The sequence below is a fragment of the Parafrankia discariae genome, assembly GCF_000373365.1.
Classification (GTDB): domain Bacteria; phylum Actinomycetota; class Actinomycetes; order Frankiales; family Frankiaceae; genus Parafrankia; species Parafrankia discariae.
In genome coordinates this window covers 110,733-123,207 of record NZ_KB891126.1, presented here as the reverse complement: position 1 = coordinate 123,207, position 12,475 = coordinate 110,733, and the positions used below count along the sequence as shown (strand labels likewise).

The following is a 12,475-nucleotide window of genomic DNA, read 5'->3' as shown; positions in this document are numbered from 1 at the left end:
CGAACCGCGCGGCCCGGTTACAGCTTCATCGACTCTCCGAGGCGGGCGCGCATGTCCGCGGCCAGCACCGCGACGTTCGGCTCGTTGAGCATCGTGTGGTGCTCGCCGGGGACGGTGACGATGGTCGAGTCACCGGTCAGGTGCGTGGGCCACTCGTCCCGGCCGGACTTGGGGTTGTCCTCGGCGAGGTAGAGGATCGTCCGCCCGGCGTACGGCCGCACCCGGTACGACTGGGCGATGAACCGGGCCTGGTCGAAGAACACGTCGAACTGGGCGAGGCCGGGGTAGCGGACGAGTCCGGTCAGTGGCAGGCGGACCGCCTTGCGCAGCTTGGACGCGTTCGGCAGCGGGAACTTGTCCGGTAGCAGTCGGGTGATTCGTCCCCCGTTGCCGGGGTCGCCGCCGGGGCGGGCTCCGGCGGCGGACTGGGCCGAGCGGGGCAGCGTGGTGTCGAGCAGCAGCAGCATCCCCACCTCCTCGCCGGCGGCGGCGAGCATGTGCGCCATCTCCAGGGCGACCAGCCCGCCGAACGAGAAGCCGGCGAGGTAGTAGGGACCCGCCGGCTGGATCACGCGGAGCACGGCCAGGTGACGCCGGGCGTGGCGCTCGACGCTCCAGTCGGGGAGTGCCCGGTTCTCCATCCCCTGTGCCTGCAGGCCGTAGACCCGCTGGTCGGAGCCGAGCAGGCGGGCGAGTCCGAGGAAGTTGATGGCGAGCCCGCCCGCGCCGGCGACGCAGAACAGCGGCGGGCGGGCGCCGTCGACGTTGAGCGGGACGCAGGTCGGATGGGTCGGGATGCCTCGCTGGGCGCCCGCCACCCGGACGGCCAGCGCGGCGACTGTCGGCGCCTCCACCAGCACCGAGGTCGGCAGGGTCACGCCCAGGCGGGTGGCGATCTCGCTCAGGAGCTGCTGGGCGAGCAGCGAGTCTCCGCCGAGCTCGAGGAAGTCGTCGTCGACGCCGACCTCGTCGACTTTGAGGATCTGGGCGAACAGGTCGCACAGCGCGAACTCCCAGTGGCTGCGCCCGGTGGGACGGCGGGCCGGTGGGCGGGGCGGCGGCGCCGGCAGCGCGGGTCGGTCGATCTTGCCGCGCTCGTTGCGGGGCAGCTCGTTGAGCAGGACCACAGAGGAGGGCACCATGTAGGCGGGCAGTTTCTCCCGTAGCAGGCCGCGGATCGCCACGGTCGCCGACTTCACGGCGGTGGCGCACACGACGTAGGCGATCAGCCGCGGTGGCTCGCCCTCGACCCGCTCGGCGACGACGACGGCCTCGAGGACGTCCGGCGAGGTGAGCAGGACGGTCTCGATCTCGGCGGGCTCGACCAGGTAGCCGCGGATCTTCACCGCCGCGTCGGCGCGGCCGAGCAGTTCGATGCAGCCGTCCGGGCGCCGCCGGGCCAGATCGCCGCCGCGGTACACGACCTCGGTGGACCCCAGGTCGCCGAGGATGATCTCACCGGTGACGGTGACACCGGATACGGGCAGGCCGCCGGCCGGGCTGGCCGGGGCCTGGTCATCGGAAACCAGCGCACTGGAATCCCGTGAGCCGTCCGTCGTGGAATCACCACACAGACGTACCGGCCGAAATCGCTGCGCGGTCATCTCGGGGGCGTTCCAGTAGCCGCCGGAAAGATACCTTGACGTAACTGATATTTCGCCGGTGGCACCATCCGGCACGGGTTTGCCGTGCTCGTCCACGATCTCGATGTCCTTGCCGTCGACGGCCCATCCCGCCGGCAGCGGTCCGGCCGGAATCTCGTCGCCGGATCTGACCGGGAAGAAGGCCAGCGAGGCGGTCTCGGTCGAGCCGGACCAGTTGTAGAACGTGCACGTTGTAGGCAGTAGCGCGCGCAGGGCGGCGACGTCCCGGCCGTACACGGCCTCGCCGGAGCTGGTGACCGCGCGCAGGTCGGGCAGGGTCAGGCCGGGCCCGGCGGCACCGGTCAGCGCGCGCACCAGCGACGGGGTGAGGTGCAGCGTGGTGATGGCGCGGTCGACGAGCCAGCCGGGCATCGCGCCGATCCCGCTGGTCCGCGGGTCGAACGGGTGCAGCGTGGCGCCGCAGAGCAGCCCCCAGAACATGACCGTGATGCCGGCGGCGAACGCGGTCGGCAGCACGAGGGCGACCTGGTCGGCGGCGTTCATCCCGACCCGCTCGATGCCCGCGTCCAGGTCCTTCATCACGGTCCGGTTCCGCCAGACGACGCCCTTGGGCACGCCGGTGGAGCCGGAGCTGAACACCAGGAAGGCAGGACCGGTGGGCAGCGCCCGCCGGCCCGGCAGCAGGTCGTCGTCGGTCTCGGTGGTCGCGGCGGGTAGTTCGCCGTCGACGAGCAGGGTGCGCTCCGCCCCCCGGCCGGACCCTGGCCCGAAACCAGTCGCGGTACCGGGCGTGGAACCGGTGTCGGCCGCCTCCAGCCGGGCGGCGGCGAGCAGCTCGGTGTGCGCGCTGTCGGTCACGCAGGTGGCGACCCCCGCCAGCCGCAGGATCTGCCCCAGCCGTGCCGCGGGGAGCATCGGGTCGAGCGGCACGAACGGCCGCCCGGCCTTCAGCGCGCCCAGCATCGCGACGATCGCGGGCGCTCCCTGGCCGAGCAGGATCCCGATGTTGCCGCCGTCCCCCTCGACGACAAGCGAACGAGCCAGCGCGGATGAACGCGAGTCCAGCTCGGCATAGCTCAGTACGGTTTTCTCATCGCGTACCGCAATGTCGTTGGCACGCGCTGTGACGATCCGAGAGAACCGCCCCACGATTGTCGGGTCGGGTTCCGCGAGATTCGCCGCCAGCACGGCCAACGGATGCGTTCCGACCATGTTTCGACCCCCCAGGCCGCTCTCGCTCCGTTTCTGGATATCCGGAAGCATCGCCGATGATACGACCGGACAACTCCAACCACTCCCCCACTCGGGCTATCAGAGATCCCGGGGTGCAGACTCGTCTCCGGATATCACCATGTGACTCAGCCGGCGCTGTCGTGTCCCTGACATCCGCGACCGGCCGAGCGGACACCGGAAGGACCGTGATGACGGCACCGTCCGAGACACTCGGGCACGGCGACCGTGCCGGCGGACCCGGGACGCACCGGGTGTGGGTCGAGCTCGGCGACCGCGGCTATCCCGTCGACATCGGACCGGGCGTCCGGCGCGCGCTTCCGGAGGTCGTCGCCCGGATCGGCGCGTCCCGGGTCGTGATCGTCTCGGCCCGGCCCGAGGACGACGCGGTGCCCGACCCGGGGGTTCCGGCGCTGCGGGTCGCCGCCCGCGACGGCGAGCCGGACAAGAACCTGGCCAACGTCCAGGGGCTCTGCGAGCGGTTCGCGGCGTTCGGCCTGACCCGCACGGACGCGGTGGTGTCCTGCGGCGGCGGGACCACAACCGATGTCGTCGGCCTCGCGGCGGCGCTCTACCATCGCGGGATCGCGGTGATCCACCTTCCGACGTCGCTGCTGGCGCAGGTCGACGCGAGCGTCGGCGGCAAGACGGCGGTGAACCTGCCCGCCGGCAAGAACCTGGTCGGCGCGTACTGGCAGCCCAGCGCGGTGCTGTGCGACACCGACTACCTGGCGACGCTGCCCGCCCGCGAGCGGACGAACGGCTACGGCGAGATCGCCCGAGCGCACTTCATCGGCGCCGGCGACCTGCGGGGACGTCCGGTCGAGGAACAGATCGCGCGCAGCGTGGCGCTCAAGGCCTCGGTCGTGGCCCGCGACGAGCGCGACTCCGGCCTGCGCCACATCCTCAACTACGGCCACACCCTGGGTCACGCGCTGGAGATCGTCACCGGCTTCGAGATGCGGCACGGCGAGGGCGTCGCGGTCGGGACGGTCTTCGCCGGCCGGCTCGCCGCCGCGCTGGGTCTGATCGACGACCGGCGCGCCGACGAACACCTCGAGGTGGTCTCGCACTACGGGTTGCCGACGGCGCTGCCCGCCGGGGCCGACGCGGCGGCGCTCGTCGCCGTCATGCGGCTGGACAAGAAGTCCACGAACACCGGTGGGTCCGCGAACACCGGCCTCGCCTTCGTCCTCGACTCCGCGGACGGCCCTCGGCTCGTGCCCGACGTCCCGGCCGATCTGGTGGTCGCGACGCTGGGCACGATGGATCGCGAGGCGGCATGACCGGCCCGGGTCGAAGGTCCGCGACGCTGGCCGAACCGGATCCGGCCCGGCGGGAGCCGACACGACCCCGGGAGATCACCGGAACGACCCGGCTGTACGCCGTCGTCGGTGACCCGGTCGAGCAGGTCCAGGCGCCGATGCTGGTGAATCCGGTGTTCACCGAGGCGGGCCTGGACGCCGTGCTGGTGCCCGTGCACGCCCGTCCGCGTGACTTCCCGACCGTGCTGGCCGGGCTGTGCGCCATGGCCAATCTGGATGGCATCCTGATCACGATCCCGCACAAGGTCGCCGCGGCGGAGCTGGCGGACGTCCGCTCCCCCGCGGCGCGGATCAGCGGCAGCGCGAACGCCCTGCGCCGCGAGCCGGACGGGCGGTGGCTGGCCGACAACTTCGACGGTGCCGGTTTCGTCCGCGGTCTGGCCCGCGCGGGGCATCGCGTGGCGGGGGCCAGGGTCCACCTGGCCGGTGCGGGCGGGGCCGGCAGCGCGATCGCGGTGGCACTGCTCGAGGCCGGCTGCGCGGACCTGGCCCTCCACGATCCCGACACCGCCCGTTCGGGCGAGCTGCTGGGACGGCTGGAGCCGCCCTGGCCCGGTCGGGCGAGTGCGGCGGCGGCCACGCCGGCCCGGGAGGTCGATCTGATCGTGAACGCCACCCCGCTCGGGCTGCGCCCGGCCGACCCGCTGCCGTTCGACCCCGCGGCGCTGCCGGCGGGCTGCGTCGTGGCGGACATCATCATGAAGCCGGCGCGTACCCGGCTGCTGCGGGCGGCGGCCGAGCGCGGCCTGCCCACCCATCCGGGTATCCACATGCTGGCCGAGCAGGTCGACCTGTACCGCGCCTTCTTCGGCCTGCCGGACACGCGGTGAGCCCCGTCGACGTGGCCGGCCCGGCCGGCCACGCCGGCGCGATCGGACATCTCGGCATCGACGTCGGTGGCACCAAGGTCGCGCTGCGGCTGGTGCCGGTCGGCGGTGCGCCCCGCGAGGCGAGCTTCCGGTGGTCGACGGGCGTGCCGGCCGAGACCGACCTGCGCGACCTCGGGGCGGGCGTGGCGGCGCTGCTCGGCGAGTGGGGCGGACGGCTGGTCGGCGTCGGCGTCGCGATGCCGGCCACGGTCGACCCGTCCGGTCGGGTCAGTACCTGGCCGAGCCGACCGTCGTGGACGGGTCTGGACCTCGGGCGGGCGGTGCGGGAGCTCGCCATGGGCGCGCCGGTGGCGCTCGGCGACGACGGCGACCTCGCCGCACTCGCCGAAGCGGACCATGCCGACAGCGCGAACCTGATCTACGTGGGGGTCGGCACGGGCATCGGCGGTGGCATCGTGCTCGACGGCCGGCTCTGCCCCGGCACCGCACGCGGCTCGTGCGAGATCGGCCATCTCATCGTGGCGCTGGACGGGCCGCGGTGCCGGTGCGGGCGGGACGGCTGCCTGCAGGCCCTCGCCTCCGGACCGGCCACGCTGCGCCGGGCCACCGAGCTACGCGCCGCCACCCGACCGGACGGCACCACCCGACCGCACGCGCCCGACGAACCGCACGCGCCAGGCGAACCGGGCGCGGCTGCCGAACCCGCGGCTGCCGAACCTGTGACTGCCGAGCCTGTGACTGCCGAGGTGACCTATCCGGAGCTGCGCGAGGCCTGGTTGGCGGGTGCGGGCTGGGCCCGCGCCGCGGTCGGGGCCACAGCGCGCGCGATCGCGGGCACGCTGGTCGGGCTGACCGAGCTGGTGCGGCCGGATCTCGCGGTGGTCGGCGGCGGCTTCGCGGACGGGCTACCCGGGTTCGTCGACACGATCACCGAACAGGCCCGGACGATGGCCCGACCGGGCCATCCGCCGGTGTCCGTCCGGGCGGCGGCGCTGGGCGGCCTGTCCTCGCTGGCGGGCGCGGTGATCCTCGCCCGGCACGCCGAGGCGGAACGCGGCGACGACCGCGACCGGGCCGGCTGACACCGCGACAGCCGCCACGGCTCCGGCTCCGGGCGCGGAGACTCCGGGCGCGGATCCGGTCATGAGCACGGATTCCGGTCACGATGACGACCGGCGGGGCCCGACGTGGAGACCCGGGTCCCGCCGACGGCCGTCCAGAACACCGCGCCGTCCGCACAGCGCGGTGGTCACCCGACGCCGTCCCCGCCGCGTCGCCTCACCCCACCCGGTGGTCGCCGAGCAGGCCGAGGAGTTCGCGCGGTGAGCGCAGCACCGAGTCGGGGCCGGCCGCCAACAGCTCGGCCTCGTCGGTCTCCCCCCACATGGCGGCGACCGCCCGCACCCCGGCGCCGCGGGCACTCTGGATGTCGGTCACCGCGTCGCCGATCATCATCGCCTCGCCGGGCGCGGCACCGAGCACGTCGAGGGCGAGCAGGACGATGTCCGGGGCCGGCTTGGGGTTCGCCACCTCGTCGGACCCGATGACCCGCTCGAAGTAGTCGACGATCTCCAGCTCACCGAGCAGCGCGCGGGCCCGCGGGCCGCTCTTGCCGGTCGCCACCGCCAGCCGCAGGCCGCGTTCACGCAGGTCGCCCAGCAGCTCGCGGACGCCTTCGAAGAGCATGACCTTCCGGGAGAGCCGGTAGCTCTCCCGGACGAAGGGCTCCTCCATCTCGAGCGGCAGGCCCATGATCCGCATGATGTCCGGGAAGTACCGACCGAGGTGGCGGTTGTACTCCTCGAACGGTGCGGGGCCTTCCCCGACCACCTCGGCGTAGGCGATCATGAATGCCTCGCGCATGACGGCGTGGCTGTCGACGATCACACCGTCAAGGTCGAAGACGATCGCGTGAGTGACCATCGGTTCCCCCAGGGCTGGGCGTTGCGGTCGGCGGTGGGTTGCGGTTGCCGGTCGGCGGGTGGTGGTGGGCGGCGGCGGGCCGGTTGACGGCGGGCGCTTCCGGTGTCAGAGCCCGGCCCGGGCGGCCGGGATGGCGTGGTTGCGGGGCCGCGCGGAGGCGTAGACCCGCTCGATGGCGGCGATCGTCGACCGGGCCTGGGCGACCGCCCGGCCGTGCTGCCCGGCGTCGGCGAGCAGCCCCGGAAGCTCGTCGAGCTGACGGCGGTACTCGGCGCCGATCGGCTCGGTGACGACGTCGACGGCGCTGGCCACGCCATCCTTCGTCCAGGTCAGCGTGGACGCGGGATGCCGGTTCGGGCTGAAGCCGAAGGTGCAGCGCAGCTCGGCCGTGCCGGCGCTGCCCTCGACCCGGATCACCGTCGCGTCGAGCGCCTGGTGGGACGCCCAGCTCGCGCGCAGCGACACCGACACACCATTGCCCGCGACGAGGAACGCGCGGACGGTGTCCTCCACGTCGCCTCCGGCCCGGGACTGGTCGGCGTCCTCGTGTCGCCAGGCCGCGCCCCAGGCGGCGTTGGCGACGAAGTCGCTGGAGACGGTCCCGACGGCCTGGGTGAAGCCGTCGGTGCCGACGAACGGCGCGACCGCGTCGAGCAGGTGCCAGCCGAGGTCGACCAGCGCCCCGCCGCCGGCGAGGCTGCGCTGGGTGAACCAGCCGCCGGCGTCGGGGACACCGCGGGCGCGCACCCACGAGACGTCCACATGCCGGATCTCACCGAGCCGCCCGGCGAGCTCGTAGAGGGCGCGGGTGTCCGCCCGGAAACGGGACGCGCTGCCGGCCAGCAGCATCGCCCCGCCGGCCAGCTCGGCGGCGGCCAGGGTGTCGGCCTCGGCGGTGCTGAGGCAGACGGGCTTCTCCAGGAAGACCGGAACCCCGGCGTTTAGCAACCGTGCGGCTACAGAGCTGTGCAGATGGTTGGGGACGGCCACCACGGCGAGGTCCACCTCTGCCCGACGCAGCGCGTCCGGGTGGTCGAACAGCCCGACCGGTGTCTGCGCGGACAGCGCCGCGGCCAGCTCGGCCCGGGCCGCCGCGTCGGGGTCGACCAGCGCGACCACGTCGTACCCCGCGTGGTCACGCAGCCGGGGTAGCCAGATCGACCGCCCGGCCCAGCCGAGCCCGACCACGGCGACACGCACCCGGCCCGGTGCCGCGCGGACCACGGTCACCGCGGACGCGGCGGCGGGCGGGGCGGCCGGCGCCGCCAGGGCCACCGGTGCGGCCAGGGCCCCCGTGGAAGCCAGCGCCTCCGACGACGCCAGCGCCCCCGACGACGCCAGGGCGCTCGCGGTGACGAGCGCGTCGCCGGGCCCCGGGGCCGGCGAGCTCACGGTCGTCGTCACGCGTCCGCCAGCGTCTCGGCGACGATCGCCGCGATGTCGTGCATCTGCTCCTCGGTGCCGAGCAGCGTGCGGTGGTGCAGCCAGATGCCGTCCGCGCTCAGCGCCTCGACGTTCGGGCAGCGCGCGGCGATCTGGTCCACGGTCTCGTCGGGCGCGCCGGTCTCCCAGAAGCCGTCCGAGCGGTAGATCGAGCGGAACGCCGCGAACGCCGGCAGGCCGCGCTCGATCAGCGCGTCGACGAGGGCGTTGCGCCGCTCCTCGCCGACGCCGGGCAGCCGGAACATCGCCATGTAGTGCGAGTTGCGGTCACAGCGCGGGTCGCGGCCCTGCGGGACCACACCGGGGATCTCGGCCAGCAGGCCGGCCAGCACCGGCCAGCGCTGCTCCCGGGTGTCGATCTGTCCGCCGAGCCGGGCGAGCTGCGCGCGCAGCACGGACGCCGAGAACTCGTTCATCCGGAAGTTCGAGCCGGACGTCTGGTGGAAGTAACGGCGGTCCGTGCGCGGACGGCCGCAGCTGTGCCGCAGGAACGCCTGCTCGTACAGCTCGGCGTCCGGGAAGGTCACCGCGCCGCCCTCGCCGGCCGTCATCAGCTTGCCGTTCTGGAAGCTGAAGGCCGCGACGCTGCCGTGCTCGCCGACCTTGCGGCCCTGCCACCGGGTGCCGTGGGCGTGTGCGGCGTCCTGGATGATCGCGACACCGGAGTTCGCGGAGATCTTGGCGAGCGCGTCCATGTCCGAGAGGTGGCCGGCCATGTGCACCGGCATGATCGCCTTCGTCCGCGGCGTGATCGCGGCCTCCACCGCCGCCGGGTCGATGCAGTACGTGTCGAGGTCGACGTCGACCGGGACGGCGACGGCGCCGAGCCGCTGGGCGGCCTGCGACGACGAGATGAACGTGAACCCGGGGACGATGACCTCCGTGCCGGGGCCGACCCCGAGCACCTGCAGCGCCAGCTCAAGCGCGTGGGTGCCGTTCGTCACCGCGAGGGCGTAGCGCGAGCCGTGGTACTCGGCGAACTCCCGCTCGAAGGCGTCGACCTCGCCACCGCCCATGCGCCACCACTGACCTTGTTCCAGTGCGCGGATCAGTCCGTCACGTTCCGCGCCGTCGAACTGCGGCCAGGCGGGAAACTCGGGCGCCGGGCGTCGACTGTCGCTCATATACCTAACCCTTCATGACGGATACAGATGCCTGCGAGGCTGCGGCGATGTCGACAGCCCCCCCATGCCGGCCTTCGACGGACGAAATCCATCGAACCCGGTGCGCAAAGGACGGTACTACGGGAACACCAGGCAACTGGCAGCGCTCTCCCGGATGGCCGCGGACGACGCTGTCACCACCCCGACACCACGGGCCCCCACCACCATCGAGCTTGCGAATCACGCCGAGAGCGGGTAGGAGCAGCGCCGCACAGCCGGCCCTGGCCGGCGGTGAAGCATGCGCCCTGTTATAAACACCGTGCCCGAACATCCGCTACACCCTTGTAGAGGTACACTGTGAGCAATCTTCTCCTGCTGAACGGCCCGAACCTGGGGATTCTTGGCAGGCGTCAGCCCGAGATCTACGGAACGGCCACACTCCGCGACATTGAGGAGGCGATGGCCGAGCGCGTCGCCGCCCGGGGCTGGAAGATCGTGTCGATCCAGCGCGAGTCCGAGGGTGAGCTGATCCATGCCATCCAGGACAACTACGACTCCGTGGGCGCGGTCGTCAACCCGGGCGCGCTCATGGTCGCCGGCTGGAGCCTGCGCGACGCGCTGGCCAACTACCCGCGGCCGTGGATCGAGGTGCACCTGTCGAACGTGTGGGCACGCGAATCGTTCAGGCACGAATCGGTCATCTCGCCGCTGGCCGCCGGAATCATCGCCGGACTCGGCCCGCTCGGCTACGAACTGGCCGCCGACGCGCTCATGAAGACCGTCACAGCGTCCTGAATCCTCGGCGCCCCGGGTTACGACGCATTGTGCCGGCACCTACTCGCACGTAACAGTCGTCACTGTGACGGTTGCGTCACGTCGAAGTTCCCGTCCGGCAACGACGGTGGTCGGACGGACGCCACCGCGAACCACCCCGGCCGGCACCTACGGGCCACGCGGACAACGATTCCCAGCGCACCGGAATTCGCGGTGAGCCGGTGACCCGCCCCGGCCGGGCCAGACCTGGACCGGCCGGCGCGCCGGAGCCGGACCAGCAGTCACGTGAGAGTAGATCCGGGTACGGATGCGAACTCGCCGGGCGCCCACCGACCGGGCACGTTGGGGCGGAATTGGATTTCCCGACACAGGTTGTTGCCCCATTCTCGATGAGCACGGTCATGTTCCAGCGCCTGGCACTGCTACAGTTCTGGGCGGGAGGGGACCCACCGAGGCAACGCATTGTGAAGACGGGAGGGCACGTGCCCGCGGCTCGCCCCAACAGGAATCCCGCCGCCCGGCCGCGCACCGTCGAATACGGCTTCGGCGGCGACGCCGCCGGCGCGGACACCGACCACCAGACGTCGATTCACCCGGCCGGCACCCGCCGGACCTCGCACCACTCGGCCACACACCGCTCGTCGGTGCGGCGCCCGGCCGCGGCTCGCCCAGCCGCGACGCACCGCCCGGCCACAGCGCCCTCGCGCGGCGCCCCCGGATCACGACGGTCGCCGCTGGCGGGCGGGCTCGCCCGCACGGCGTTCGCGGTCACGGCGGCGCTGACTCTGCTCGGCGGGGTCGGTCTCGGCCGGGGCCTCGCCGGCCCCGACAGCTCCGAACCAGCGGTGGACGCGCTCGCGGCGGCCGTCGCCGACCGCGTGCCCCCGCCCGCCGCCGGGCGCACGACCGGGCCGACCGCGACCGGCCCCGCACGACCGGCCCCGTCCGGGCTGACCGCGGTACAGGTGCCCGTGGCACCACTCACCGGCGCCGCACCGTCCGTCGCCGCCCAGGCCCCGCCGGTGGCCGCGCCGCCGGCGCCCGCCGCCGCGACGGCGGGGAACCCGTTCGCCGGCGCCAGGTTCTACATCGATCCGGCCGACCAGGTCGCCGCCGCGATCAACGCGCTGCGCGGCGGGAATCCATCCGCCATCGCGGCGCTGGAGAAGATCCTGCGTGGCGCGCACGCGGACTGGTTCGGCTATGCCGATCCGGCCACGACCCAGCGCAACGTGGCCGGCCGCGCCACCACCATCAGGGGTAGCGGCGCGCTGCCGGTCTTCGTGGCCTACGCGATCCCGAACCGCGACTGCGGAAGCTATTCCGCCGGCGGCGCCGGCGGCACGCAGGCCTATCGCGACTGGATCGCCGCCTTCGCCGCCGGGCTCTCCGGCGGGCCGGCCGCGGTCGTGCTCGAGCCCGACGCCATCGCCCAGATCGACTGCCTCTCCCCCGCCGATCAGCAGACCCGCTACGGAATGCTGTCGAACGCGGTGGACGTCCTGGACGCCGCGGGGGCGACCGTCTACCTCGACGCAGGCAACGCCGGTTGGCACAGCGCAGCCACCATGGCCGCCCGGCTGAAGTCGGCGGGGGTCGACCGGGCGCGCGGATTCGCGCTGAACGTGTCGAACTTCGGTGCCACCGCCGGCGAGGTCGCCTTCGGTGACGCGGTCGACGCCACGCTGGGCGGCGGAGCCCACTTCATCGTGGACACCAGTCGCAACGGGCTGGGCCCCGCGCCGGACAACGCCTGGTGCAACCCGCCGGGGCGCGCGCTCGGCACCACGCCCACCGCCGCGACGGGCGACAGTGACGTCGACGCGTTCTTCTGGGTCAAGGTCCCCGGAGAGTCGGACGGCACCTGCAACGGCGGCCCCGCCGCCGGCCAGTTCTGGCCGGACTACGCCGTTGGCCTGGGCAGCCGCACCGGCTGAGGAGCATCGGGCCAGGCCCGCCGCCTGGCCCGATGGTGGAACGAGGTGCGCCGGGCCCGCCCGGGCCCGGCGCACCGGACGGACGGGCGGCGGCGCTGTCGGTTTCCGTGCCGCCGCGGTTCGGATCATTTCCGCGTCACACCAGTTCAAGCAGCGTCTTGCCTGCTTCGACACAAACATCTGATCGCGGCCGCCGGTGTCAGAAATAGCCGAGTCCCCGGTACCCGCGGCTGATCCCCACGAATGTGTGTTGCCTGATCGTCACGCTGTCAGAGCGCCGATCAAGCCGAAAAGAGCGGCCGGTCA

At 73.2% G+C, this 12,475-nt stretch carries 9 protein-coding genes; 5 read left to right on the top strand and 4 right to left on the bottom strand.

What is annotated here, in order from left to right; all coding sequences use genetic code 11:
• Positions 1-17: 17 nt before the first annotated feature.
• Entirely contained in the window at positions 18-2,816 is a 2,799-nt protein-coding gene (locus B056_RS0106570) for an alpha/beta fold hydrolase (RefSeq protein WP_018501096.1), read from the bottom strand.
• A gap of 209 nt (positions 2,817-3,025) precedes the next feature.
• Here B056_RS0106570 and B056_RS0106565 point away from each other — a divergent pair, with 209 nt between their 5' ends.
• Genes B056_RS0106565 through B056_RS0106555 form a run of 3 tightly spaced genes read left to right on the top strand, consistent with a single transcriptional unit; the run spans position 3,026 to position 6,071 of the window.
• The gene (locus tag B056_RS0106565; RefSeq protein ID WP_018501095.1) at positions 3,026-4,120 is read left to right on the top strand and encodes a 3-dehydroquinate synthase family protein; all 1,095 of its coding nucleotides are present in this window, start codon (positions 3,026-3,028) and stop codon (positions 4,118-4,120) included.
• Positions 4,117-4,989: a shikimate dehydrogenase family protein gene (locus tag B056_RS0106560; protein WP_018501094.1), complete on the top strand. Its 873-nt coding sequence runs from the start codon at positions 4,117-4,119 to the stop codon at positions 4,987-4,989. Before B056_RS0106565 ends, B056_RS0106560 begins: the two co-directional genes overlap by 4 nt.
• The gene (locus tag B056_RS0106555; protein ID WP_018501093.1) at positions 4,986-6,071 is read left to right on the top strand and encodes an ROK family protein; all 1,086 of its coding nucleotides are present in this window, start codon (positions 4,986-4,988) and stop codon (positions 6,069-6,071) included. Before B056_RS0106560 ends, B056_RS0106555 begins: the two co-directional genes overlap by 4 nt.
• 196 nt (positions 6,072-6,267) lie before the next feature.
• On the opposite strand, the gene B056_RS0106550 is transcribed toward B056_RS0106555, so the two are convergent.
• From B056_RS0106550 to B056_RS0106540, 3 genes are all read right to left on the bottom strand, one after another.
• Positions 6,268-6,912: an HAD-IA family hydrolase gene (locus tag B056_RS0106550; protein WP_018501092.1), complete on the bottom strand. Its 645-nt coding sequence runs from the start codon at positions 6,910-6,912 to the stop codon at positions 6,268-6,270.
• A 105-nt stretch (positions 6,913-7,017) separates the two neighbouring features.
• Positions 7,018-8,112, bottom strand: a complete 1,095-nt coding sequence (locus tag B056_RS0106545; RefSeq protein WP_035750363.1) for a Gfo/Idh/MocA family protein — start codon at positions 8,110-8,112, stop codon at positions 7,018-7,020.
• A 200-nt stretch (positions 8,113-8,312) separates the two neighbouring features.
• The gene (locus B056_RS0106540) at positions 8,313-9,479 is read right to left on the bottom strand and encodes a DegT/DnrJ/EryC1/StrS family aminotransferase (protein ID WP_026239403.1); all 1,167 of its coding nucleotides are present in this window, start codon (positions 9,477-9,479) and stop codon (positions 8,313-8,315) included.
• Between the two features lie 336 nt (positions 9,480-9,815).
• Between B056_RS0106540 and B056_RS0106530 the strand changes: the two genes are divergently transcribed.
• Both B056_RS0106530 and B056_RS0106525 read left to right on the top strand, forming a co-directional pair.
• Complete coding sequence (locus B056_RS0106530) at positions 9,816-10,253, top strand: type II 3-dehydroquinate dehydratase (RefSeq protein WP_018501089.1); 438 nt, start codon at positions 9,816-9,818, stop codon at positions 10,251-10,253.
• Positions 10,254-10,714: 461 nt separating this feature from the next.
• A complete protein-coding gene (locus tag B056_RS0106525; protein ID WP_018501088.1) occupies positions 10,715-12,169 on the top strand; it encodes a glycoside hydrolase family 6 protein in 1,455 nt (484 codons plus the stop codon).
• Positions 12,170-12,475 lie beyond the last annotated feature (306 nt).

Coding starts and splice junctions, on each gene's coding strand:
- B056_RS0106560 (WP_018501094.1), top strand. CDS start 4,117: ATGACCGGCCCGGGTCGAAGGTCCGCGACGCTGGCCGAACCGGATCCG.
- B056_RS0106550 (WP_018501092.1), bottom strand. CDS start 6,912: ATGGTCACTCACGCGATCGTCTTCGACCTTGACGGTGTGATCGTCGAC.
- B056_RS0106570 (WP_018501096.1), bottom strand. CDS start 2,816: ATGGTCGGAACGCATCCGTTGGCCGTGCTGGCGGCGAATCTCGCGGAA.
- B056_RS0106565 (WP_018501095.1), top strand. CDS start 3,026: ATGACGGCACCGTCCGAGACACTCGGGCACGGCGACCGTGCCGGCGGA.
- B056_RS0106540 (WP_026239403.1), bottom strand. CDS start 9,479: ATGAGCGACAGTCGACGCCCGGCGCCCGAGTTTCCCGCCTGGCCGCAG.